Raw genomic sequence first — 24,893 nt, 5'->3', positions numbered from 1 at the left:
TGTAGGGTATTCTTTTGCTTGGCGACTTTCCCCCCTCTCCCCCGACCCCTCTCCCGCAAGGGGCGAGGGGTGACTCGCGCCTGAGCCTGCGTGTTTGCCCTGCAAATAACGAGGTATTGACGAGCAAGCGAATTCTGCGAATCGCTGCCGGGATAGTCGAGTCGAAATAGAGGCCATAAATCAATACTCGCGAAGTATCTCTCACGATTGATTCGAACAGGAGATACACGGCATACCCGGCGCGAGTCACCCCTCGCCCCTTGCGGGAGAGGGGCCGGGGGAGAGGGGGAGGCGGTCAGCCCCATCCATCGAATTGCTACTCGACGCGCCAGCAGCTCCACGCCCCTGCCGCCGAAACTGCCCCGGCGCCACCCCCGCCCAGCGCTTGAACGCCCGCTGAAATGCCGCGGGTGATGAAAACCCCAAGAGAAACGACACTTCCCCCAGGGCAATTTCCGTATCGCGGATATAGCTGAGCGCCAGTCCGCGCCTGATTTCGTCGATGATGTCCTGGAACCGCGTGCCGTCCTCGATCCTCAGCCGTCGGCGCAAGGTCCAGCCGGGCAGTCCCAGTTGGCCAGCCACCTCATCGAGTGTCGGCAGGCGGCTGTGCAACTGCGGGGAGACGATCTCTTCCACCCTTTCACGCAGGCGGCGGTGCCGGGTCAGTTGCTGCAGCTGTTGCCGGCACAGTTCCAGCAACTGTGCATGCGTGGTGGCTGCGCTCTGTACCGGTTGCAGTTCCAGGCTGGTGGCTTCCCACAGCAGCTGGTTGTGCTCCTGCTCGAACAGTACCGGGCAGCCGAACAGCGCCTCGTAGCGCGCGCTGTAATCCGGGGCGGGAAACTCGATATGTACCTCGCGCAACCGCGCCGCGCCATCGGTCAGCTGGCGCGCCAGTTGCCAGCGCGAGGCCAGCGCCGAGTCCACCACGAACAGGTTGAAGGCATTGTACGGGCTGATCGAGTAGAAGCGCGTGGCGGGTGCCTGGAAGCTGGAGTGCCCGCGGTAGTTCTGGCTGATCAGGCGCTCGAAGCGCACCAGCGTCTCGAAGGCATCGGCCAGCGTCGGCGCGCACTGCGCAGCCGCCCCAGGCAGACCGAAGTGGCTTGGCTGGCTGTGCAGGCCCATCAGCAGGCCGAGGTCGGCATGCCCGCTGAGCTGGATCGCGGCATGCCCCAGGCGCATGAAGCGTGGAATGCTGATACGTGCCTGGGCCTGACCGAGCAGCGCCGGGCTGATCCGGTAGCGGCGCAGCAGCGGCTCGGGATCGTGCTCCAGGCTGCGCAGTGCCGCCTGCAGGCTGTACAGGTAGCCGACCGAGAGGTCACCCAGTTTCATGCTCATTGTCCTTTCCAGTGGGAAGCAGAATGTAACCCAGGGTTATGAAAATGTCATTTGGGGTGATTGAGCGGTCGGGGCTGGCAGCCTATTGTCAGCGGCATACCAAAGCCGGCCGATGAGCCGGCAGCCTGATGACGAACGTTGGAGCACGAGCATGACCACACAGACTCTCTATCCCCATATGTTGGCCCCGCTGGACCTGGGCTTCACCACCCTGCGCAATCGCGTGTTGATGGGTTCCATGCATACCGGCCTGGAAGAGCGCCCGCAGGGTTTCGAGCGTATGGCGGCGTTCTTTGCCGAGCGTGCCCGTGGCGGTGTCGGCCTGATCGTCACCGGCGGCTTCGGCCCCAACACCGAAGGCAGCGTGGGCAAGGGCGCGGCCAAGCTGAGTACCCCGGAGGAGGCCGAGCAGCACAAGGTGGTAACCCAGGCGGTGCATGAGGCGGGCGGCAAGATCTGTCTGCAGATCCTGCATGCCGGACGCTATGCCTTCACGCCGGAGCAGGTTTCCGCCAGCGCCGTGCAATCGCCGATCAACCCGTTCACACCGAAGGAGCTGGACGAGGCGGGGATCGAGAAGCAGATCAGCGATTTCGTCAACTGCGCAGCGCTGGCCCAGCGCGCCGGCTATGACGGTGTCGAGATCATGGGCTCGGAAGGCTACTTCATCAACCAGTTCCTGGTCGAGCGGGTCAACCAGCGTACCGATCGCTGGGGTGGCAGCTACGAGAACCGCATGCGCCTGCCGCTGGAAATCGTCCGCCGGGTGCGTGAGGCAGTCGGTCCCGAGTTCATCATCATCTATCGGCTGTCGATGCTCGACCTGGTCGAGGACGGCAGCAGCTGGGACGAGGTGGTGCTGTTGGCCAGGGAGATCGAGAAGGCCGGGGCGACCATCATCAATACCGGTATCGGCTGGCACGAGGCGCGTATTCCGACCATTGCCACCAAGGTGCCGCGCGCGGCCTTCACCAAGGTTACCGCGCGGCTCAAGGGCGAGGTGTCCATTCCGCTGATCACCACCAACCGGATCAATACCCCGGAAGTGGCCGAGCAGGTGCTGGCCGAGGGCGATGCCGATATGGTGTCCATGGCCCGCCCGTTCCTCGCCGACCCCGAATTCATCAACAAGGCCGCCGCCGGCCGGGCGGACGAGATCAATACCTGCATCGGCTGCAACCAGGCGTGCCTGGACCACACCTTCAGCGGGCGCCTGACCAGCTGCCTGGTCAACCCGCGGGCCTGCTACGAGACCGAACTCAATTACATTCCAACCACCGCGGTGAAGAAGATTGCCGTGGTCGGTGCTGGCCCGGCAGGCCTGGCGGCGGCCACCGTGGCGGCCGAGCGGGGCTATGCGGTGACGCTGTTCGATGCGGCGAGCCAGATCGGCGGCCAGTTCAATGTGGCCAAGCTGATTCCGGGCAAGGAGGAGTTCTACGAGACGCTGCGCTATTTCACCAGGCGCATCGAGGCGACCGGCGTGCAGCTCAAGCTCGATACCCGCGTGGCGGCTGCGGATCTGGCGGAGTTCGATGAGGTCATCCTGGCCACCGGTATCGTCCCGCGCACGCCGGCCATCCCCGGTGTCGAGCATCCCAGGGTGATCGGTTACCTGGATGCCATCCTGCAGCGCAAGCCGGTGGGGCAGAAGGTAGCGGTGATCGGCGCCGGCGGTATCGGTTTCGATGTGAGCGAGTTCATCTGCCATGCTGGCGAGAGCACCAGCACCGATACCGGGCTGTTCTGGAAGGAGTGGGGCATCGACCCCGAGCTGCAGGCCCGTGGTGGTATCGCCGGCGTACAGCCGCAGCCGCATGCGCCGGCGCGTGAGGTCTATCTGCTGCAGCGCAAGGCCAGCAAGGTCGGCGCCGGGCTGGGCAAGACCACCGGCTGGATCCACCGCGCCGGTCTGGCCAGCAAGCGGGTGAAGATGCTCAATGGGGTCGAGTATCTGCAGATCGACGACCAGGGGCTGCATATCCGTCGCGGTGATGAAGTCAGCGTGCTGCCGGTGGATACCATCATCCTCTGCGCCGGCCAGGAGCCGCTGCGCGAGCTGCAGGAAGGGCTGCAGGCCAGTGGCAAGCCGGTGCACCTGATCGGCGGGGCGGATGTCGCAGCCGAGCTGGATGCCAAGCGCGCCATCGATCAGGGATCACGACTGGCGGCTACTCTGTAATCTCTGCCAAGTCCGTCACATCCCGGGTGTGATGTTTTTCTTAAACTGCGCGGGGGCGGATGCAATCGCCCCGAAAAAGGTGCACAGTGGCGGAATCACAAGAACGGATGGGCAGCGGGATGAGTGCGAGAGACCTGGGCAGAATACAGAGGCCATTGCTGACTGAAGCGGTAATGTTCTTCTCTGAACATGGCATCTCGCGGGAAATGCTGTTCCCCGAGTTCGAAGCACTGCTCGATGGTCTGGTGGCCGCGCCCGAGTGCGCCGACGAGACCATCGAGGCAGTGTTCCTGCAGATCAATCACCGCCTGCACGTACGCGCGGCGGTGTTCTTCACCATCGACTTCGACATGGACGGCTGCGTCAACCGTCTATGGAACCTGCCGCTGCGCCAACTGGCGGAGAAGGCCGGGCGCGGGCCCGACATGGGCGGCGGGCCGATTCGCCTGGTATGCCTCGGCTTCTGCAACAGCAGCGAATACCGTGCCAGCCTGTGGAAGCCGCGTCAGCGCGCCGGCAAGGCGGACCTGAGCCTGATCAAGCAGGCAGTCACCCGCAATACCCTGGGTATTCTCGGCGAGGATGAGGAGGCCCAGGCGGTGCTGGCCACCGATAACCTGCAGATGGTTGCCGAGGAGGCCTGGTATGGCAACGCCTCGGCTCTGGAAACCGCCCCCCAGGCGGTGGAGGAGGATCTCGCTGCGCAGATGGAGGCGCTGAGAAAGGTCCATGCCAGCGAGAGTGCCGACTACCTGCGCCAGATAGCCGAGCTGCAGAATCGCCTGCGGCTGCAGGAGCAGGTGCATCGCCAGCAATTGGAGAACCTGCGTGGCCAGCATGCCGACCAGCTGACGGTGGCCCAGGGTGAACTGCTGGATATCAAGCGCGAGCTTGCCGAGCAGCAGAAGCTCAATGCGTTGCTGCGCCGTGAACTGGGTAAACTGCAAAGCCGCACGCCCATGGATAGCGAATAGCGGGATCGCCGCATCGCTCGCGGTAATAGCGGCGGAGCCCAATCGCGGCGAGGCGCCGCTCCTACGATAGAGGGCCAGTCAGCTCTCGTTATTTGCCAGAAGCCAAGCTGCTGCGGATAATTAGCGTTTGTCCGTGCGTCAGAGCGTTGTGCGGAATTTCTCAAGCCGACTACAGAGAGTGGTGTATGGAGCATTTCCGCAATATCGGGTTGATCGGTCGCCTGGGTAGTGGGCGGGTGGTGGACACCCTGCGTCGCCTCAAGCGCTTCCTGCTGGACAAGGGGCATACCGTGATACTCGAGGATGCCGTGGCTGACCTGTTGCCTGGGCATCAGCTGCAGGTCTGTTCGCGCGCCATGATGGGCGAGATCTGCGATCTGGTGATCGTGGTCGGCGGTGATGGCAGCCTGCTCGGCGCGGCCCGCGTACTGTGTCGCTACAATGTGCCGGTGCTGGGGGTGAACCGCGGCGGCCTGGGCTTTCTCACCGATATCTCCCCGGATGAGCTGGAGCAGCGGGTCGGTGCGGTGCTGGCCGGCGAGTACATGGCCGAGTCGCGTTTCCTGCTGGATGCCTTCGTCTGTCGTGACGAGGAGCAGCTGGGCAGCAGCGAGGCGCTGAATGACGTGGTGCTGCACCCCGGCAAGTCGGCGCGAATGATCGAGTTCGAGCTGTTCGTCGATGGCCAGTTCGTCTACAGCCAGAAGTCCGACGGCATGATAGTGGCCACCCCGACCGGTTCCACCGCCTATTCGCTGTCGGCCGGCGGGCCGATCATGCACCCCAAGCTGGATGCGGTGGTGCTGGTGCCGATGTTCCCGCATACCCTGTCCAGCCGTCCGATCGTGGTCGAGGGCAACAGCGAGATCCGCGTGGTCATCAGCAGGAAGAACGAGATCTATCCCCAGGTCAGCTGTGATGGCCAGGAACATATTGCCTGTGCCCCGGGTGACACCCTGATCATTCGCAAGAAGCCGCAGAAACTGCGGCTGATCCACCCACTGGACCATAATTTCTACGCGATCTGCCGCAGCAAGTTGGGCTGGAGCAGTCGCCTGACGGAATGATGACCATGGCGCAGGAACAATGGCGGGGCTACGACATCATCGGTGATGTGCACGGTTGCGCACGCACCCTGGAGGTGCTGCTCGAACGCATGGGCTATGCGCGCATCGGCGGTGTGTGGCGCCACCCGCAGCGCCAGGCGCTGTTTCTCGGCGACATCATCGACCGCGGCCCGCGTATTCGCGAGGCGCTGCTGCTGGTGCGTGACATGGTCGAGGCCGGTACTGCCCGCTGCATCATGGGCAACCACGAGTTCAATGCGCTGGGCTGGATGACCCCGGCGCCGGCTGGCAGTGGCCGGCGCTATGTACGTGAACACACCGAGCGCAACCAGCGGCAGATTCAGGCAACGCTCGAACAGTTTTCCGGGCGTGCCGCCGAGTGGGATGAGTTCATCGACTGGTTCTGGACCCTGCCGCTGTACCTGGACATGGAGGCGTTCCGCCTGGTGCATGCCTGTTGGGACGATCAACTCATCGAGTCGTTCACCGCGCAATATCCCGATGGCTGTCCCGACATCGAGTTCCTCCAGGCCTCGGTGGAGCGCGATGGCTTTGCCGACCAGGTGTTCGACCGCCTGCTGCGCGGCATCGGCATGCCGTTGCCGCACGGGCTGACCATGACCGGCCGCGATGGCTTCACCCGGGCCATGTTCCGCACCAAGTTCTGGGAGGAGGCACCACAGACCTACGGTGACCTGGTGTTCCAGCCCGATGGATTGCCCGAGCATATCGCCATCCGTCCGCTGACCGACCGGCAGAAGCGTGAGCTGCTGATCTACGGCCGCGATCAGCCGCCGCTGTTCGTCGGTCATTACTGGCAGCATGGCGTGCCGCGGCCGATCCGTGGGAACCTGGCCTGCCTCGACTACAGCGCGGTGAAGTATGGCCGGCTGGTAGCCTATCGCTGGAGTGGCGAGCAACGGCTGCTGCAGGAAAATTTCGTCTGGGTGGATGTGATATGAGCAGATGCCGCGCCATGCATTGCCGGCTGGATGAGGACCTGAGCCAGTTGACCGGCTTCCTGCGCCGCCAGGGCGTTCCGCACCGCATCACCGAGGAGCGCGGCCAGCAGGTGATCTGGACTCGCGACGAGGCCGATGCCGAACTGGTGCGGCTGCTCTATGCCGAGGGCGTGCCGCAGCAGGATGCCGGGCCGGCCGCGCCTGTCCGGCCGGCCAGGCGGCTGAGCTGGCAGCAGTTGCTGCGGCATCTGCCGGTGACCCTGGCGGTGCTGGCAATCACCGCCGTGGTGGCGCTGATGACCGGTATCGGCGGCAACCTGCAGGCCATAGTGCTGTTCACCTTCACTCCGGTCACCGCCAGCGGCTACCTGGCCGGCGAGCTGGATCTGCAGCAGTGGTGGCGGCTGTTCACACCGATGTTCCTGCATTTCGGCTGGTTGCACCTGGCGTTCAATGCGCTGTGGTACTGGGAGCTGGGTCGGCGTATCGAGTTGCGCTCCGGCAGCTTGTGGCTGCTCGGGCTGACCCTGTTGTTCGCGCTGGTATCCAACCTGGCGCAGTGGCTGTTCAGTGGTCCGGTGCTGTTCGGTGGCTTGTCCGGGGTACTGTATGGGCTGCTGGGCTATTGCTGGCTGTACCAGTTGCTGTCGCCCAACGTGCATTTCGACCTGCCCAAGGGCGTGGTGGTGATGATGCTCGGCTGGCTGGTGCTGTGCCTCTCGGGTGTGGTGACCATGCTCGGCTTCGGTGCGATCGCCAATGCTGCCCATGTCGGCGGGCTGTTGATCGGTTGTGCCTGCGGCGCGGTGGCCGGTGGTCTGCAGCGCATGCGCTGATCAAGGTACAATAGCCGGCTCACCCTCAATCATGCTCCGGAGAACCCATGAATACCTTTATCGACATGCTGCGCAATATCTCTCCCGAGGTGTACGAGAGCCTCAAGCAGGCCATCGAGCTGGGCAAGTGGTCGGACGGCCGCAAGCTGACCCAGGAGCAGAAGGAGTTGTGTCTGCAGGCGATCATCGCCTGGGAAATGGACAACCTGCCGGAGGAGCAGCGTACCGGTTATATCGGCCAGACCTGCAAGAACCAGGCGAAGGCGCCGACCAACCTGGATGAATCGCTGTTCGCCCCGGCCAAGGGCACCCTGCACTGATGGCGCTGGTCAGCGGCGAGGGCAGTATCCGCAAGATGCTCGGAACTCTGGGCGAACCCGTCCAGTACGCTTTACCCCTTGGTGATCAGCAAGTACCCCTGAATGAGCTGCTGGGCCGGTCTATCCGGCTGGAGGCACTGGGACCTATCCATTGCAGCCATTGCAAGCGGCTCACCAAGAAGAGTTACAGCCAGGGGTTCTGCTTCCCCTGCATGAAGAAGCTGGCCCAGTGCGATATCTGCATCGTCAGCCCCGAGCGCTGTCACTACGACCAGGGTACCTGCCGCGAGCCGGCCTGGGGCGAGCAGTTCTGCATGACCGACCATATCGTCTATCTGGCCAATTCCTCGGGGTTGAAGGTCGGTATTACCCGTGCCAGCCAGATCCCGACCCGCTGGATCGACCAGGGCGCCAGCCAGGCGCTGCCGATCCTGCGGGTGGCCACCCGTCAGCAGTCCGGGCTGGTGGAAGACCTGCTGCGCCAGCAGGTGGCCGACAAGACCAACTGGCGTGCGCTGCTGCGTGGCGAGCCGGAGCCGATCGACCTGTTGGCCGAGCGTGAGCGTCTGCTGGACGGTGCGCAGCAGGGTCTGCAGGCATTGCAGGCGCGCTTCGGCCTGCAGGCCATCCAGCCGTTGGCGGACGCCCAGGTGCAGCACATCCGCTATCCGGTGCTGGAGTACAGCGCCAAGCCGCAGTCGGCCAACCTGGACAAGGAGCCACTGCTGGAGGGCACCCTGCTGGGAATCAAGGGTCAATACCTGTTACTGGATACGGCCGTCATCAATATTCGCAAATACACTGCCTACACTATGGCTTTCAGTGTGTCCTGAGGAGTCCATCATGCGTACAGAACAACCCCAGACCATTTACCTCAAGGACTATCAGCAGCCCGACTACCTGATCGACGAGACGCATCTGACCTTCGAGCTGTTCGAGGATCATGCGCTGGTGCACAGCCGCCTGTTCATGCATCGTAATGCCGCGGGGCAGGGGGCGGCACTGCCGCCGCTGGTACTGCATGGCCAGCAGTTGGAGCTGCGCAGTGTGGTGCTGGATGAGCGGGAACTGTCGGCCGCCGACTACCAGCTGGATGACGACAGCCTGACACTGCAGCCACAGGCCGAGCAGTTCGAGCTGGCGATCACCACCCGTATCGAGCCGCAGAACAATACCGCGCTGGAAGGGTTGTACAAGTCCGGGGGCATGTTCTGTACCCAGTGCGAGGCCGAGGGCTTTCGCAAGATCACCTATTATCTGGACCGTCCAGACGTCATGAGCCGCTTCACCACCACGGTGATGGCCGAGCGTGGCGCCTATCCGGTGCTGCTGTCCAACGGCAACCTGATCGCCAGTGGCGATCATGAAGGCGGGCGGCACTGGGCTACTTGGGAGGACCCCTTCCCCAAGCCGGCCTACCTGTTCGCCCTGGTCGCCGGGGATCTGTACCGTATCGATGACAGCTTCACCACCATGAGTGGCCGTGAAGTCGAGCTGCGCATCTATGTCGAGCCGGAAAACCGCGGGCAATGCGCCCATGCCATGGACAGCCTCAAGCGTGCCATGCGCTGGGACGAGGAGGTTTATGGCCGCGAGTACGACCTGGACATCTTCATGATCGTCGCGGTCAACGACTTCAACATGGGCGCGATGGAAAACAAGGGCCTGAACATCTTCAACTCCAGCTGTGTGCTGGCCCACCCCGATACTGCCAGTGACATGGCGTTCCAGCGGGTGGAGGCGGTGGTCGCCCATGAGTATTTCCACAACTGGTCCGGTAACCGGGTCACCTGCCGGGACTGGTTCCAGCTGTCGCTGAAGGAGGGCTTCACGGTGTTCCGTGATGCCGAGTTCAGCGCCGACATGAACTCGCGCACGGTCAAGCGCATCGAGGATGTGACCTTCCTGCGCTCCAACCAGTTCGCGGAGGATGCCGGCCCCATGGCCCATCCGGTGCAGCCGGCTTCCTTTATCGAGATTTCCAACTTCTACACCCTGACCATCTACGAGAAGGGTGCCGAAGTGGTGCGCATGCTGCACACGCTGCTCGGTGCCGAGGGGTTCCGCAAGGGCAGTGACCTGTACTTCGAGCGTCATGATGGCCAGGCGGTGACCTGCGATGACTTCATCGCCGCGCTGGAGGATGCCAATGGGGTGGACTTCAGCCAGTTCAAGCGCTGGTACAGCCAGGCCGGTACGCCGCTGCTGGAGATCGACAGCCACTACGATGCGGCCAGCGCGACCTTCCACCTGCGCTGCCGGCAGAGCTGCCCGGCGACACCCGGCCAGCCGGACAAACAGCCCTTCGTGATTCCGCTGCGCATGGCGCTGCTGGATGGTCAGGGCCGGGAAATGCCGCTGAAGCTGGCTGGCGAAGGGCAGGGCCGTGGTACGGAAACGGTGCTGGCGATAACCGAGGCGGAGCAGGTGTTCGTGTTCGAGAACGTCAACGAGCAGCCGCTGCCGTCACTGCTGCGCGGCTTTTCGGCGCCGGTGAAGCTGGCGTATCCCTATTCGCGCGATGATCGGGTATTCCTGGCCATGCATGATCCGGATGGCTTCAACCGCTGGGAAGCGGCGCAGTCGCTGGCGGTGGATGTGCTGCAGGGCCTGATCGAGATTCACCAGGCTGGACGGCCGCTGCTGCTGGACCAGCGCCTGCTGGAGATGTATCGCAGTGTGCTGCTCGACACCGAGCTGGACCCGGCGATGGTGGCGGAAATCCTGCGCCTGCCATCCGAGGCCTACCTGATCGAGCTGGCCGAGATCGCCGATGTCGACGCCATCCATCATGTGCGTGAGTGGGTGCGCCGTGAACTGGCCAATGCCCTGGCCGAGCCGCTATGGCAGGTATTCCAGCGGCTGGACGCGGGGCAGGGCGGCTACAGCGCCGATGCTGCCGCCATGGCCCGGCGCAGCCTGCGCAACACGGTGCTCGGTTATCTGATGCTGACCGATGCGCCGGCGGCCTTGTCGGCCTGTGTGCGGCAGTTCGTCGAGGCCGGCAACATGACCGACCGCCAGGCGGCGCTGGTGGCGCTGGTCAACTCGCCCCACGAGCAGCAGAAGCATGCCGCCCTGCAGGAATTCGCCCAGCGCTGGAGCGACTACCCGCTGGTGATGGACCTGTGGTTCAGCATTCAGGCCAGCAGTCCGCTGCCCGGTGGCCTGGAGCGGGTGCAGGGGCTGATGAAGCATCCGGCCTTCAATATCCGCAACCCGAACAAGGTCCGGGCGCTGATCGGCGCCTTCGCCAACCAGAACCTGGCCAACTTCCACCGTGCCGATGGGGAAGGCTACCGTTTTGTCGCCGAGCGCATCATCGAACTGGACCGGCTGAACCCGCAGATCGCCTCGCGCATGCTCACGCCGCTGACCCGCTGGCGCAAGTTCGATCCGGCCCGCCAGGAGCTGATGAAGGCGGAGTTGACGCGCATCCTGGCCAGTGAGGAACTGTCCACCGATGTCTATGAGGTGGTCAGCAAGTCGCTGGCTTGAGGTGAGTCGCTGACTTGAGGCAAATGGAAGATGCCTCGTCATCAGTGGCTCCCCTCTCGTCATCCTTCGCTCCCCCTCGTCGTCAGTGCCCCCTCGTCATCCTCGGCGAAGGCCGAGGATCCATGGTGCCGGTTGACTCGGAGTGGCCGATGGATCCTTCGCCTTCGCGAAGGATGACGGGGAGAAGCGAAGGATGACGAGGTGGGGGAGCGAACGATGACGAGGTGGTGGGAGTGAAGGATAGCGGAGGAACACTGCGTTTCGCTTATGATGCATACTCGCGTTTTGTGATAATGGTGCGCCAATTACAAAAGATTACGGATCAGCCATTGGTAGGCAGCCTCATTCGCTCTAAGATGAATCGCCCGATCATCCAGGGTGACCAATAACAATAAGGGGTCTTCATGCGTAATGTCCTGATGGAACAGGTTTGCGCTACGCTGCTTTATAACAGCATCCTGCATCGCTCCGGTGGAGCTGATCTTCTTCATTGTCCTTGTTCATTCTGTCGTCTTGGGTTGAGTGCATGCCCCGCCCTGTTGGTCTCCTGCATGCCGGCTTCCGAACCGAGTAACCGGCGGACAGGCTTCCAGGAGTGTGCCATTCCAGCGGTTTGAAACAATAACAACCAGGAGAGTCTGGATGTCCATGAGTGATCAAGAAGAAGCCACCTTCATGGAGCGGCTGGTGTTCAACCATCGATTGATGGTTGTAGTGCTATTTACGTTGGTGACAATCTTCCTCGGTTATCAGGCAACGAAGATCAGGCCGGATACCAGTTTCGAGAAGATGATTCCCCTCGAACATCCCTACATCGTCAACATGATCGAGCATCAGGACGATCTGGCCAGCCTGGGTAACTCCATCCGTATCGCGGTGGCCATCGAGGATGGCGATATCTTCTCCAGCGAATACATGGAAACGCTCAAGCGTATCAACGATGAGGTGTTCTTCCTGCCGGGTGTGAACCGGGCGGGGCTGCGCTCATTGTGGACGCCCAACGTGCGCTGGACCGAAGTGACCGAATATGGCTTCGACGGTGGTCCGGTGGCCAGCCGGCCGGCGTACATGACCGAGGATGATCTCAACGAGCTGCGGGTCAACGTGCTCAAGTCGGGGGAGATCGGTCGCCTGGTGGCGAACAACTTCAAGTCGAGCATCATCGAGGTTCCGTTGCAGGAGTCCTATCCGAATCCGGAGAATCAGTCCGAGCTGATCCGTCTGGACTACGGCGAGTTCTCGACCATGCTGGAAGAGAAGATCCGTAACGAATTCCAGAACGAGAACCCGAACATCAGTATCCACATCGTCGGTTTCGCCAAGAAGGTGGGTGACCTGATCGATGGCCTGATGGCTGTGATGCTGTTCTTCGCAGTGGCGGTGGCGATCACCTTCTGTCTGCTGTACTGGTTCACCTGGTGTATCCGCAGCACCATGGCGGTGCTGGTCACTACCTTGATCGCGGTAATCTGGCAACTGGGCCTGATCCATCTGATCGGCTTCGGGCTGGACCCTTACTCCATGCTGGTTCCCTTCCTGATCTTCGCCATCGGTATTTCCCATGGGGTGCAGAAGATCAACGGCATCGCGCTGCATTCCAGCGGTGCGGATACGGCGTTGCTGGCTGCCCGGCGCACCTTCCGGCAGCTGTTCCTGCCGGGCATGATCGCCATTCTGGCGGACGCCGTGGGCTTCATCGCGCTGCTGGTGCTGGATATCGGCGTAATCCACGAGCTGGCTATCGGCGCCTCGGTGGGTGTGGCCGTCATCGTGTTCACCAACCTCATCATGTTGCCGGTAACCATTTCCTATCTGGGTATCAGCAAGGGTGCGGTCGCGCGCAGCAAGCGCTATGCGGCGAGCGAACATCCGTTCTGGCGGTTCCTGTCCAACGTCGCCCATCCGCGTGTGGCACCGATCATGGTCATCCTTGGCCTGGTGGCGGGTGTCGGCAGCTTCCTGTACCAGAAGGCCAACCTGGAGATCGGCGACCTGGACCCCGGTGCTCCGGAGCTGCACGCCGACTCGCGTTACAACCTGGATAACGAGTTCATCATCAGCAACTACTCCACCAGTTCCGACATTCTGGTGGTCATGGTGGAAACGCCGCCGGAGATGTGCTCGGCCTACGACACCATGGAAGCCATCGACCAGCTCGAGTGGCGCATGAACAATGTCCCGGGCGTGCAATCGACTGTGTCACTGGTTACCGTGGGCAAGCAGGTGATCATGGGCAACAACGAGGGCAACCTGAAGTGGCAGGCGCTGTCGCGCAACCAGGATAACCTGAACAATGCCATCAGCCGTGCGCCGGAGGGCATGTTCAACAGTTCCTGTTCATTGGCGCCGGTGCTGATCTACCTCAACGACCACAAGGCAGAAACGCTCACCCGCGCCACCGACGAGGTCAAGGCCTTCGCCGAGGAATACGATACCGATACGCTGAAGTTCAAGCTGGCGGCGGGTAATGCTGGTATCGAAGCGGCGACCAACGAGATCATCGCCAGCTCCGAGCTGACCATCCTGGTGCTGGTATACCTCTGGGTCGGCGCGATGTGCCTGTTCACCTTCCGCTCGCTGCCGGCGACCATCTGCATCGTGCTGCCGCTGATCCTGACATCGATCCTGGGGAACGCGCTGATGGCCTTCCTCGGCATCGGCATGAAGGTCGCGACGCTGCCGGTGATCGCCCTGGGTGTGGGTATCGGGGTGGACTACGGGATCTATATCTACAGCCGCCTGGAGAGTTTCCTGCGCCAGGGTATGCCGCTGCAGGAAGCCTACTACCAGACGCTGAGTTCTACGGGTAAGGCGGTGCTCTTTACCGGTCTGTGCCTGGCTATTGGTGTGGCGACCTGGATTTTCTCCGCCATCAAGTTCCAGGCGGACATGGGTCTGATGCTGACCTTCATGTTCATCGTCAACATGTTTGGTGCCATGCTGTTGTTGCCGGCCCTGGCTCGCTTTCTCATCAACCCGGAGAAAGTGCGCAACAAGAAGGACTCCTTTCTGCAACATTGAGAGGAAAGTTTGAGAAAATGACGGCTCTTGCGTCGATCGGCATCGATCTGGCGCAAGAGGCATTATTATTGATGTGATTAACAAAAGATAACCAAGCGCGGTTGGCGGAGCCTGTCAAAGCTCGTTAGTATTCGGCAGGTATGCCAACAGGCAGCATATCTATAAGAACAAAGGGGAAGGACTATGCAGCAGCCACATTTCTGGCGCATTTCATCCTTTGAGCAGGCTGATGTACAGCAGCCTGTACCAAGGAGCACAGCAGGGCGGTCTCGCAAAATCGTCATGGCGCTGGGTTTGACCGGCGCGCTGATAGGGGGAGCATCGCTGGCCGTGGCCCAGGATGCGAACACTGAGGCTCTCAAGCCGGCGATTCTCTCACTCAAGGCCAGTAAGACACTGTTGCTCGACGTGGAGCTGGTGGGCGAGCGCCTGGTGGCCGTGGGTTCCCGGGGGCACATCGTATATTCCGATGATCAAGGCGAAAGCTGGCTGCAGGCCCCGGCGCCTACCCGTCAACTGCTGACCTCAGTGGATTTTGTCGACGACCGCCATGGTTGGGCGGTGGGGCATGACTCGCTGATTCTGCACACCTCCGATGGTGGCGAGAGCTGGTCGGTACAGTACCGCGATCCGGAAATTGATCAGCCTGACGAGGAAAACTTCGGGTTTCTGGAAAAACCCCTGATGGATGTCTGGTTCCGCGATGCGCGCAATGGCCTGGCGGTGGGTGCCTATGGTCTGCTGCTGCGTACGGAAGATGGCGGCCAGAACTGGGAGGACGCCTCCTTCGATGTGGATAACCCGGATGGCTTCCATTACAACGCCCTGACCGAAGTCGAGGATAGCGGACTGTTCCTGGTGGGTGAGATGGGCACCATGTACCGTTCAACTGATTACGGCTACAGCTGGGAAACGCTGGAAGAGGCTCCCTACGATGGTTCCTGGTTCGGTGTTGCCGGTACCGGTGAGGCAGGCGGCGTTCTGGCCTGGGGGCTGCGTGGCAACATGTTCCGCTCGACCGATTTCGGCGACAGTTGGGAACAGGTCGAACTGCTCACTCCTAATAATGGTCCGTTGGAATCCACTCTCTCCGGTGGACAGCTGACTGCCGATGGGCGTGTGGTTGTGGTTGGGGTGGGTGGTGTGGTCGCCACCAGTGATGACCACGGGCGTGGCTTCAAGGTGACCGTGCGTTCCGACCGGGTTGCCCTTGCCGGCGTCGCCGGATTGCCGGACGGCAACCTGGTGCTGGTAGGCCAGCGGGGAGCGATGAAAACCGATGCACAGGGTGTATCGAAATCCAGCAGCGCGGCGCTGACTTTGCCGGAGCCCGCCGCCACAGAAGAATAACAGCCAGCATTCGTAGAAGTTTGCTTTGCAGAAGAAAAGGCCAGGAGAGTCTGGATGTCCAATAAAAATTGGGAAAGCGCTCCGCTCATGGAGCGCATGATTTTCAATAACCGATTGATCGTATTGCTGCTGTTTGCAGTAATCACCGCTCTTTTAGGCTATCAGGCAACCCAGGTTCGCCCAGTCACCAGTTTCGAGAAAATGATTCCTCTCGAACATCCCTATATCGTCAATATGCTGGAACACCAGGATGATATGAGCAACCTGGGTAACTCCATTCGTATTGCTGTGGCGATCAAGGATGGGGATATCTTTTCCACCGAATATATGGAAACCCTCAAGCGCATCAATGACGAGGTGTTCTTTCTTCCCGGGGTAGATCGGTCCAACCTGCGTTCCCTGTGGACGCCCAACGTGCGCTGGACCGAGGTGACCGAATACGGTTTTGATGGTGGTCCGGTGGCCAACCGGCCGGCATACATGACCGAGGAGGATCTCGACGAGCTGAGGGTCAATATCCTCAAGTCCGGCGAGATTGGCCGCCTGGTGGCCAATAACTTCAAGTCGAGCATCATCGAGGTGCCGCTGCAGGAATCCTATCCCAACCCGGAAAACCAGTCGGAACTGATCCAGTTGGACTACGGTGATTTCTCCAAGCAACTGGAAGAGAAGATCCGTAGCGAGTTCCAGGGTGAAAACCCCAATATCAGTGTTCACATTGTCGGGTTCGCCAAGAAGGTAGGGGACCTGATCGAAGGCATCATCAAGGTGGTCATGTTCTTTGCCGCTGCTCTGGTGATCACCTTCGTTCTGTTGATGATATTCACCCGCTGCCTGCGCAGTTCGGTGACTACCCTGGTTTGCTCGGTGATTGCGGTTGTCTGGCAGTTGGGGCTGCTGCATACCATGGGCTTCGGTCTGGACCCCTATTCGATCCTGGTACCCTTCCTGGTATTTGCCATCGGCATCTCCCATGGGGTGCAGATCATCAACGCCATGGCAATCGAATCTGTCGACGCCGGTGACGCCCATACGGCGGCCCGTCGTGCCTTCCGCTTGCTGTACATTCCGGGGATCGTGGCCCTGGTCTCGGATGGCGTGGGTTTCGTGACCCTGCTGCTGATCGAGATCGAGGTCATTCGTGAGCTGGGTATCGCTGCTTCCGTTGGTGTGGGCGTCATCATCCTGACCAACCTCATACTGCTGCCGATTCTCATGTCCTACATCGGTATCAGCAAGCGCGCGGTCGAGCGCAACCGGCAGCTGTCCTCGCGCCCGCAGAAACTGTGGCGCTTCATCTCCGGTTTCGCCCATCCTGCGGTAGCGCCGATTTCCGTCGTGGCAGCGGTGCTGGCCTTTGCCTTCGGTATCTATTACGGCCAGTTTGTCGAGATCGGTGACCTGGACCCGGGCGCGCCGGAATTGCGTGCCGATTCGCGCTATAACCTGGATAACGATTTCATCATCAGCAACTACTCGACCAGTTCCGATGTGTTGGTGGTCATGGTCAGTACGCCGCCGGAGATGTGTTCGGCCTACGACACCATGGAAGCCATCGACCAGTTGGAATGGCGCATGAACAACCTGCCTGGGGTACAATCGACCGTGTCGCTGGTTACCGTGGCCAAACAGGTGATCATGGGCAACAACGAGGGGAGCTTGAAGTGGCAGGCGCTGTCGCGTAACCAGGATAACCTGAACACCGCCATCAGCCGTGCACCGGAAGGCATGTTCAACGCCAGTTGTTCGCTGGCACCGGTGATGATCTTCCTCAATGACCACAAGGCCGATACTCTCACCCGTGCGACCGCGGCGGTCGAAGAGTTCGCTGCGGAGCACGACAACGAGAATATCACCTTCAAACTGGCCGCCGGCAACGCGGGTATCGAGGCGGCGACCAACGTTGTGATCGAGAAGTCGCAGATCAAGATGCTGCTCACCGTCTATACGGTGGTGATCCTGATGTGTCTGGCGACTTTCCGCTCGATTCGTGCGGTGCTCTGCATCATCATTCCGTTGGCGCTGACCTCGGTGCTGGCCAACGCGCTGATGGCGTTCCTGGGCATTGGTGTGAAGGTGGCAACCTTGCCGGTAATCGCGCTGGGGGTAGGTATCGGGGTCGACTACGGGATCTATATCTACAGTCGACTGGAGACCTACCTGCGCCAGGGTATGGCACTGCAGGATGCCTATTACGAAACACTGAAGACCACGGGTAAGGCGGTGACCTTCACCGGTTTCACGTTGGCGGTAGGTGTGGCTACCTGGATCTTCTCGGACATCAAGTTCCAGGCTGACATGGGTATTCTGTTGACCTTCATGTTCCTGTGGAACATGTTCGGAGCGCTGTGGCTGTTGCCGGCTCTGGCGCGCTTCCTGCTGCGTCCCGAGAAGCTGCGTAGCTGATCGCAACATGGCAAGAAAGAAGGCCGCGCGGGGAACCGCGCGGCCTTCTTTTTGATATTGAACCAGCATGAGGTGAGCTGGCTGGCGTGCATTTCCACAAACAGTGGAGGCTCATACATCTGGGTAGAGGCTTTCCAGTTTGCTCTCCTGCTGCTGCTCGGCCTCACGCCGCCGGCTCTGGATGACCATGCGCACCGCGCGCCATAGCGGTTTTCCGCGCCAGTCATGGTGGGCGCGGCCGAACAGGCAGGCGTTGAGGTCATCCAGGGCCTCTTCCAGTTCCAGATAGTTGTGCGCCAGCCCGATCAGCCCTTCGCTGTCCTGCTGCCTGGCCCAACTCTCCAGGGCCTTGCGGGCCTCCGCGGGCTGGTTGGTGCGGCAGGCCGCCTGCAGGTCCGCCAGCGGATTGCCCTGGTCCGTCTCGTCGAACTGCTCCTCGACCTCCGGCAGGCGGTATTCGCTCAGCGCCAGGTGCGCCCGGCGCAGCCAGTACAGGCAGCCCAGCAGCGCCAGGCCCAGCAGCGCACAGGCCAGCTGCCAGGGCCAGAGCAATACCGGATCAGCCGCCGGCAGCGGAAGCGGGCCAGCGCTGCCGGCGAATTCATTGCTGCGACTGACGTTCAGCATGACCGCATCCAGGGTCGCGGTTTCCAGACGATCTTCCGCGGTATTCCACCAGTGCACCACCACCGGGGGCAGGGTATAGGAGCCTTCCTGCAGGGCGACCAGGGCGGCACTGTCATGCCGCACACCATGCAGCCCCTCGTCGCTGGTCCGGCTTTGCAGCTGGGGTTGGTCGGCGTACTGGCGCAACTCGTGGTCAGCGTCGCCGGGCAGGCTCTGCAGCGCGGGCAACTGGCTGGCATTGAGGCCATCGGCGGCGAGGATCAGCGTACGGGTCAATGGCTCGCCGCTGAGCAGGTCGATGCCGGGGTCGGGCTGCCAGGTCTGGCTCAGGCTCAGCGCCGCCGCCGGTATCCAGGGAGCGCCACTGGGGTAAGTGTCCGGCACCGGGCGAACCTGCAGGGTGATGCTCGGCGAGCGCACCTGGATCAGCTTGCCGCTGCGCGCCGAGCGACCGTTGCCATTGCCGGGCTGCAGCGCCGTGGCGCTGAACAGCTGCGAGGGGATCTCCAGCTCACCGCTCTGCTGGGCGAAGATGGCATAGCGCACTTCGATCACCCCGTGGCGCACGCCGTTGAGCAGGCGTTCGAAATGCCGCGCCGGCCCCAGGCTTTCGACCCGCGCATTGGGTATATCCAGGCCACTCAGGGTGGAGTCGTCGAACAGCGATACCGAATGGTAGATGCGCAGCGTCAGCAGCACCTGCGCCTGTACGTAGGGGCGTTCGATATCCACTTCGCTGTCGATGAAGATCGGCGCCAGCTGGGCGCTGCTGTCGTTGGCGGCCTGGGCGGCGGACAGCACGTGCAGGCTGATCGGCTGGCTGTGCTGGGCGCCCAGGCTGACCGGCGGGATGATCAGGAAACCGGTGCGCAGTGGCGTCAGGGTGACCACCCAGCGGGTAACCGGGGTGGTCTTGCCGTCGATCTGGCTCACCAGGCTGAGCTGCCGCGTGCGTTGCACCTCGAAGTGCTCCTGCAGCGGAGCGAGATCCAGCTCGCTGAGGCGCCCGGTTGCCGGGGTTTCCAGGGTCAGTTCCAGCGCTTCGCCCTCGACCAGGCGGGTGCGGTCGACGCTGGCTTCCAGGGCGGCCTGGGCCAGTTGGCTGATCAGCGCCAGCAGGCACATGGCTAGGACTCGAATCATGGCGAGGTTTCCTGTCGCTGCAGATACTGATGGAGGAATTTGCGCCGCAACAGTTCCGCCGGGTCGTCGGGGATGTCCTGCAGCCATTGCTCCAGGGCCTGTTGTTGCTCCTGGCTGGCGCCTTGCCGGTGGTCGCCGGCGCTGTCGTGGCCATTGCCAGGCTGGGTTGGCGGGCTGCCATTGCCATTGTCTCCATCCGGCCCCGGCGTGGCGCTGCCGGATGCGGCGGGTGGGCCAGTATCCTCGGTGGATTCCTGGGCCTGCTCCTGGGCGGCGGATGTGCTCGCAGCGCCAGGGACGTCCGCGCGGGCATCAGCATCGCTCGACGGCTCGGCAGCGCTATCTTCGGTGGCTTCGGTGCCCTGGGCCGGCGACTGCTCGGCTTGCTGGCGCAGCTGTTCCAGCAGCGCCTCGATGGCATCGCGGTTGTGCCGGGCGGCATGGTGCTCCGGGGCCCGGGTCAGCGTCTGCTCGTAGGCCTCCAGCGCGGCCTGGTACTCGCCGGCCATGGCCTCGGCGGTGCCCTGGTTGAAATGATGTTGCGGGTTGTCGGGTTCCCGTTCGGCCAGCTCGGCCCAGGCTGCTGCTGCCTGTGGGTACTGACCAGCCTGGTACAGCGCCCAGGCGCGCCAGGCGGGATCGAGGAATCGCTCGGCAGCGGCGGCGGGTTGCTGCTGATCCAGCAGTTGCATGGCCTGCTGGTCCGGGCGCAGCCACAGGTCCTGCCAGCTGAAGGCCTGGGCCGGCGGGGCAGGCAACAGCGCCGCGCAGAGCAGCAGGCCGAGCCAGCCGCGCCGGGCACCCAGGGCGGCAATGGGTAACAGCAGCAATACCAGCCAATGCCCCTGGTCGACCAGCAAGCGCTGCGCGCCGGGCTCGGCGCTGGCGGTGGCGCGGCCATGTTGCAGCAGGTAGTCGATATCCCGATCGCTGGTGCTGATGCCGTGGTAGCGTGCACCGTGCTGGCGCGCCACGGCAGCCAGTTGTTGCCCATTGAGCCTGGGCAGCAGGATGCGGCCCTGGTCGTCGCGCATGAAGCCGCCCTCGGCCAGCGGCACTGGCGCCCCGGAACTGGTACCGACGCCGAGGATCGCCAACTGGCTGCCGAGCGCCTGGGCATGTTCGGCCAGGGCAGCGCGCCCGGCGCTGTCGAGTCCGCTGGTGACCAGCAGTATCTGGCTGCTGCTGCGCGGCCGCTGTTCGAGCATCTGCCGGGCCAGCAGCAGCGCCTGGCCGACATCCTGGCCTTCGGCCGGCATGATGTTCGGCTCCAGTGCCGCCAGCAGGCTGGCCAGGGTGTCATGGTCGCTGCTCAATGGCGCGACCCGGTGCGCACTGCCGGCGAAGGCCACCAGCGCTACCTCGCTATCGGCATGTTCCTGGAGCACATCGCGGATCTTGTACCTGGCCCGTTGCAGCCGGCTCGGCGACAGATCATTGGACAGCATGTTGCGCGAGACGTCGAGCACTATCACCAGCGAGCTGTCCTGCAGCCGGCGCGGTTCACTGGTGGTTTCCAGCTGCGGGCCGGCCAGTGCCAGCAGGGCGAGAGCCCAGGTCAGGCCGAGCGCGGCGAAACGCAGTTGGTGGTGACCGCCGGCATGCTGTTGCAGCAGCCATGGGTGCAGATGGGCTGGCAGCAATTGCTCCCAGCCTGAGCGCCGCCAGCCCCGGCGGTACAAGGATACCAGCAGCACAGCGGCTGGAAGCAGACCGAGCAGCCACAGCGGACGGGCGAAGGACAGGCCGAACAGATCAGGCATGTCGCTGGCTCCGCAGTACCGTGCCGGTCGACAGCGCCAGGCTCAACAACAGTGCCAGCCCCAGTGGCCAGGGGTACAACGGGGTGGCCCGGCGGTCGGGCAGGCCAGCGCGCAGGGCCGGCTCCAGTTGATCGAGGCGCTGGTAGATATTTTCCATATCCGTCTCGTTGCGCGCGCGAAAGTATTCGCCGCCGGTGAGCTGGGCGATTTCCCGGAGGCTGTCTTCGTCCAGTTCGATGGATGGGTCGAACTGCAACTCCCAGAAGCTGGCGCTGCTGTCCCGTGCACCGCTGTCGGCCCCGACGCCGATGGTGAAAATGCGTATCTGGTGTTCGGCGGCCAGTTGCGCGGCCCGCAGTGGGCTGACGTGGCCGGCGGTATTGGCGCCATCGGTCACCAGCACCACCACCCGGCTGGCGGCAGGCTCGTCGACCAGGCGCTTGATCGCCAGCCCGATGGCGTCGCCGATGGCGGTTTCCCGGCCGGCCAGACCGATGAAGCTTTCCTCCAGCCACTGGGCAATGGCACTGCGGTCATGGGTCAGCGGCGCCTGCACATAGGCCTGGCTGCCGAACAGGATCAGTCCCAGCCGATCACCGTGGCGGCGCTCGATGAACTCGCCGAGCAGGTGCTTGACCAGTGTCAGGCGATCGACCTCCTCGGCGTCGAGTTGCATGTCGCGAAACTCCATGCTGCCGGACAGGTCCAACGCCAGCATCATGTCACGGCCACTGGTTGCCGTCGGCAGCGCATCGCCCAGCCATTGCGGCCGGGCGGCGGCGCATACCAGCAGTACCCAGATCAGCAGGTAGGGCCACTTGCGGCCTGGTGCGCTGTGCTCCGGCGCCAGTTCGCGGATGGCCTGCAGCCGCGCCATGAAGCTGATCCGCAGTGCCGCCGAGCGGGTCTCGGCAGCCGGCAGCCACCTGCGGTACAGCCAGGGCAGCGGCAGCAGCAGGAAGCACAGCGGCCAGTGGAATTCAAACATCATCATGGCGTATCCAGCGGCGCAGTTCCTTGAGCAGGGCCTGGCGTTGCTCGGCACTGAGCTGCAGCTGTGGTCGATACAGGTCGGCGGCCAGCGGCTGCAGGGCATCGCGCCGGGCCTGCGGATTACGACTGCACAGGTAGTCCAGCCAGGCCTCGCCGAACAGCCGGGTGGCGGCCTCATCGCCACGCTGCTTGAGCAGTTGCTTGAGCCGGATATTGATGGCCGCCAGCCACTGGGCATCGGGTAGTTGCGCGGGGATATCGGCCAATACCTGCCAGCTGTGCCGATGCCGGCGTCGCTTGTGTCGGCGGGCCTGGCGCAGCAGCCAGGGCAGCAGCAGCGCCAGCAGCAGGAGGCCGATGACCAGCACCCACCAGCCGGGTGCCGGTGGCCACCAGGTTATTGGTGCCGGCTGCTGCGCAGGTATCAGCTGGGCCTGCAAGCTGCTGGCGTCCATCAACGCTGCCTCCGCGCATGGGCGCTGAGCAGCGGGCGCAGTTGGTCGACCACACTGCGGCCGGTATCCAGCGGCTGCAGGCCGCAGCGCAGCCGTTTGGCCAGCCGTTGCCAGGCCTGCTGGCGGCTCAGGAACTGGCCGGCCCAGGCTTCGCGCAGGCTGTTGGCGGTGGTGTTCAGCGTCAGGCGCTGCTGGCCCTGGGCGAATTCCAGGGCCGGACTGTTTGGCAGGCTGGCCTCCAGTGGGTCGAAGATCGGCAGCAGTACCAGGTCGTTGTGCGCACCGAGCGCCACCAGCAGCGGCTGGCTCAGGGCGTCGATGGCGGCATGGTCGCACAGCAGGTATAGGATGCTGCCGGGGCGGATCACCTCGCGGCTGCGCCGCAGTGCCAGGTTGAGCGGTTCACTAGCGCTGGGTTCGGTTGCCTCCGAGCCGAGGGCGCGGTTGCCATCGAGCACGCGGCCCAGCAGTTGCAGGATCGCCCGGCGACTGCGGCGAGGGCGGATCTCGTGGCATTCCCGGGCGCCGAACACCATGCCGCCGACCCGGTCATTGTGCGCCAGGGCCATCCAGGCGATCAGCGCGCCGGCCTCGGCACTCAGTACCGACTTGAAACACAGCTGGGTACCGAAGAACAGGCGTTCGCTCTGCTCGCAGATGATGAAGACCGGGCGCTCGCGCTCCTCGTTGAAGATCTTGGTATGTGCCTTGCGGGTGCGCGCGGTGACCCGCCAGTCGATATTGCGGATATCATCGCCGGGTTGGTACAGACGCACCTGGTCGAAGTCGATGCCGCGCCCGCGCAGGCGTGACAGCTGGCGCCCGGTCTGCTGCCCGGCATGGGCCGGCCGGGCGGACAGCGGCAGCTCATGGCTGTGGCGGCGCATCTCCAGCAGGGATTCCAGGGTGGCGTAGACCGCGGCGCTGCTCATGTTCAGACCACGGCGACGGATTCAACCAGCAGGGTGATCGCCCGGTCGGCATCGATACCCGCGGCCTCGGCCTCGAAGCTGAGGATCAGGCGATGGCGCAGCACATCATGGACGATCGCCTGCACATCCTCGGGGCTGACGAAGTCGCGGCCGGCCAGCCAGGCGTGGGCGCGGGCACAGCGGTCCAGGGCAATGGTGCCGCGCGGGCTGGAGCCCATCTCGATCCACTCGGCCAGTTGCGGGTTGTACAGCTCCGGACGGCGGGTGGCCATGATCAGCTGGATCAGATACTCCTCCACGGCATCGGCCATGAACAGCGACAGCACCTCCTGACGCGCGGCGAGAATGGTTGCCTGGCTGATGCGCTCGGCGATGCGCGGCTCGAAGCCCTTGGCCTCGCCCCGGGCCAGGTGCAGGATCTGACGCTCCAGCGCGGCATCGGGAAAACCGATGCGCACGTGCATCAGGAAGCGGTCCAGTTGCGCCTCGGGCAGGGGATAGGTGCCTTCCTGCTCGATCGGGTTCTGCGTGGCCATGACCATGAACAGCTCGGGCAGTGGCCAGGTTTCGCGGCCGATGCTCACCTGGCGCTCGGCCATGGCTTCGAGCAGTGCCGACTGCACCTTGGCCGGGGCCCGGTTGATTTCATCGGCCAGCACCAGGTGGTGGAAGATCGGTCCCTGCTGGAAGCTGAAACTGGCGGTTTCCGGACGATAGATCTCGGTGCCGGTGATATCCGCCGGCAACAGGTCGGGGGTGAATTGGATACGGTGGAAGTCCGCATCGATGGCCTCGGACAGGGTCTTGATCGCCTTGGTCTTGGCCAGCCCCGGCGCACCTTCCACCAGCAGATGGCCACCGGCGAGCAGGCAGATCAGCGTGCGGTCGATCAACTGTTCCTGACCGAATATCTGCTGGGCCATGAAGCTCTTGAGTTGCATCAGCGATGCGCGATGGGGCATGGTGCCTGTTCCTTCGATATCTGGTGTCTTCCGATAGGGGCTTACTTTACCGAAA

19 protein-coding genes are annotated in these 24,893 nt (G+C 63.1%); 11 read left to right on the top strand and 8 right to left on the bottom strand.

Features of this window, described 5'->3' with window-relative positions; all coding sequences use genetic code 11:
- Window positions 1–246: 246 nt before the first annotated feature.
- Entirely contained in the window at window positions 247–1,347 is a 1,101-nt protein-coding gene (locus H6X51_RS16285; RefSeq protein ID WP_185268525.1) for an AraC family transcriptional regulator, read from the bottom strand.
- Window positions 1,348–1,498: 151 nt separating this feature from the next.
- Between H6X51_RS16285 and H6X51_RS16280 the strand changes: the two genes are divergently transcribed.
- The 8 genes from H6X51_RS16280 (at window position 1,499) to pepN (ending at window position 11,186) form a co-directional block, all read left to right on the top strand.
- Entirely contained in the window at window positions 1,499–3,529 is a 2,031-nt protein-coding gene (locus H6X51_RS16280) for an NADPH-dependent 2,4-dienoyl-CoA reductase (protein WP_185268524.1), read from the top strand.
- A 173-nt stretch (window positions 3,530–3,702) separates the two neighbouring features.
- Window positions 3,703–4,503, top strand: coding sequence for a hypothetical protein (locus H6X51_RS16275; RefSeq protein WP_185268523.1), 801 nt, complete (start codon window positions 3,703–3,705; stop codon window positions 4,501–4,503).
- A 185-nt stretch (window positions 4,504–4,688) separates the two neighbouring features.
- On the top strand, window positions 4,689–5,570 hold the full coding sequence (locus H6X51_RS16270) for an NAD(+) kinase (protein ID WP_185268522.1): 882 nt from the start codon (window positions 4,689–4,691) through the stop codon (window positions 5,568–5,570).
- A 5-nt stretch (window positions 5,571–5,575) separates the two neighbouring features.
- Entirely contained in the window at window positions 5,576–6,532 is a 957-nt protein-coding gene (locus H6X51_RS16265; RefSeq protein ID WP_185268521.1) for a metallophosphoesterase, read from the top strand.
- A complete protein-coding gene (locus H6X51_RS16260) occupies window positions 6,529–7,368 on the top strand; it encodes a rhomboid family intramembrane serine protease (protein WP_185268520.1) in 840 nt (279 codons plus the stop codon). The genes H6X51_RS16265 and H6X51_RS16260 overlap by 4 nt, the downstream gene beginning before the upstream one ends.
- 47 nt (window positions 7,369–7,415) lie before the next feature.
- Complete coding sequence (locus tag H6X51_RS16255) at window positions 7,416–7,688, top strand: YeaC family protein (protein WP_185268519.1); 273 nt, start codon at window positions 7,416–7,418, stop codon at window positions 7,686–7,688.
- Window positions 7,688–8,521, top strand: a complete 834-nt coding sequence (locus H6X51_RS16250; RefSeq protein WP_185268518.1) for a DUF2797 domain-containing protein — start codon at window positions 7,688–7,690, stop codon at window positions 8,519–8,521. Before H6X51_RS16255 ends, H6X51_RS16250 begins: the two co-directional genes overlap by 1 nt.
- A gap of 10 nt (window positions 8,522–8,531) precedes the next feature.
- Window positions 8,532–11,186, top strand: coding sequence for an aminopeptidase N (pepN, locus tag H6X51_RS16245; RefSeq protein ID WP_185268517.1), 2,655 nt, complete (start codon window positions 8,532–8,534; stop codon window positions 11,184–11,186).
- A gap of 305 nt (window positions 11,187–11,491) precedes the next feature.
- Here pepN and H6X51_RS16240 read toward each other — a convergent pair whose 3' ends face one another.
- Entirely contained in the window at window positions 11,492–11,677 is a 186-nt protein-coding gene (locus tag H6X51_RS16240) for a hypothetical protein (protein ID WP_185268516.1), read from the bottom strand.
- A 151-nt stretch (window positions 11,678–11,828) separates the two neighbouring features.
- Here H6X51_RS16240 and H6X51_RS16235 point away from each other — a divergent pair, with 151 nt between their 5' ends.
- The 3 genes from H6X51_RS16235 to H6X51_RS16225 all read left to right on the top strand — a co-directional run bounded on the left by H6X51_RS16235 (window position 11,829) and on the right by H6X51_RS16225 (window position 17,963).
- A complete protein-coding gene (locus H6X51_RS16235) occupies window positions 11,829–14,207 on the top strand; it encodes an efflux RND transporter permease subunit (RefSeq protein ID WP_185268515.1) in 2,379 nt (792 codons plus the stop codon).
- A 183-nt stretch (window positions 14,208–14,390) separates the two neighbouring features.
- Window positions 14,391–15,557 carry a YCF48-related protein gene (locus H6X51_RS16230; protein ID WP_185268514.1) on the top strand — a complete coding sequence of 389 codons (1,167 nt, stop codon included), beginning with the start codon at window positions 14,391–14,393 and terminating at the stop codon, window positions 15,555–15,557.
- Between the two features lie 54 nt (window positions 15,558–15,611).
- Window positions 15,612–17,963: an efflux RND transporter permease subunit gene (locus tag H6X51_RS16225; protein ID WP_185268513.1), complete on the top strand. Its 2,352-nt coding sequence runs from the start codon at window positions 15,612–15,614 to the stop codon at window positions 17,961–17,963.
- Window positions 17,964–18,074: 111 nt separating this feature from the next.
- Here H6X51_RS16225 and H6X51_RS16220 read toward each other — a convergent pair whose 3' ends face one another.
- From H6X51_RS16220 to H6X51_RS16195, 6 genes are read right to left on the bottom strand one after another with little or no spacing between them, the layout of a single operon-like run.
- The gene (locus tag H6X51_RS16220; protein ID WP_185268512.1) at window positions 18,075–19,733 is read right to left on the bottom strand and encodes a BatD family protein; all 1,659 of its coding nucleotides are present in this window, start codon (window positions 19,731–19,733) and stop codon (window positions 18,075–18,077) included.
- Window positions 19,730–21,496: a VWA domain-containing protein gene (locus tag H6X51_RS16215; RefSeq protein WP_185268511.1), complete on the bottom strand. Its 1,767-nt coding sequence runs from the start codon at window positions 21,494–21,496 to the stop codon at window positions 19,730–19,732. Before H6X51_RS16215 ends, H6X51_RS16220 begins: the two co-directional genes overlap by 4 nt.
- Window positions 21,489–22,490 (bottom strand): vWA domain-containing protein, encoded by a 1,002-nt coding sequence (locus tag H6X51_RS16210; RefSeq protein WP_235991378.1) that lies wholly within the window; start codon window positions 22,488–22,490, stop codon window positions 21,489–21,491. The genes H6X51_RS16215 and H6X51_RS16210 overlap by 8 nt, the downstream gene beginning before the upstream one ends.
- Window positions 22,477–22,944 (bottom strand): DUF4381 domain-containing protein, encoded by a 468-nt coding sequence (locus H6X51_RS16205; protein ID WP_185268510.1) that lies wholly within the window; start codon window positions 22,942–22,944, stop codon window positions 22,477–22,479. Before H6X51_RS16205 ends, H6X51_RS16210 begins: the two co-directional genes overlap by 14 nt.
- Complete coding sequence (locus H6X51_RS16200; protein WP_185268509.1) at window positions 22,944–23,876, bottom strand: DUF58 domain-containing protein; 933 nt, start codon at window positions 23,874–23,876, stop codon at window positions 22,944–22,946. The genes H6X51_RS16205 and H6X51_RS16200 overlap by 1 nt, the downstream gene beginning before the upstream one ends.
- A gap of 2 nt (window positions 23,877–23,878) precedes the next feature.
- Entirely contained in the window at window positions 23,879–24,838 is a 960-nt protein-coding gene (locus H6X51_RS16195; RefSeq protein ID WP_185268508.1) for an AAA family ATPase, read from the bottom strand.
- Between the last annotated feature and the right edge of the window lie 55 nt (window positions 24,839–24,893).

The sequence above is a fragment of the Halopseudomonas xiamenensis genome, assembly GCF_014219065.1.
GTDB classification, from domain to species: Bacteria; Pseudomonadota; Gammaproteobacteria; order Pseudomonadales; family Pseudomonadaceae; genus Halopseudomonas; species Halopseudomonas xiamenensis.
Note: the sequence above shows the minus strand (reverse complement) of the source record. Positions and strands in the feature narration are given on the sequence as shown.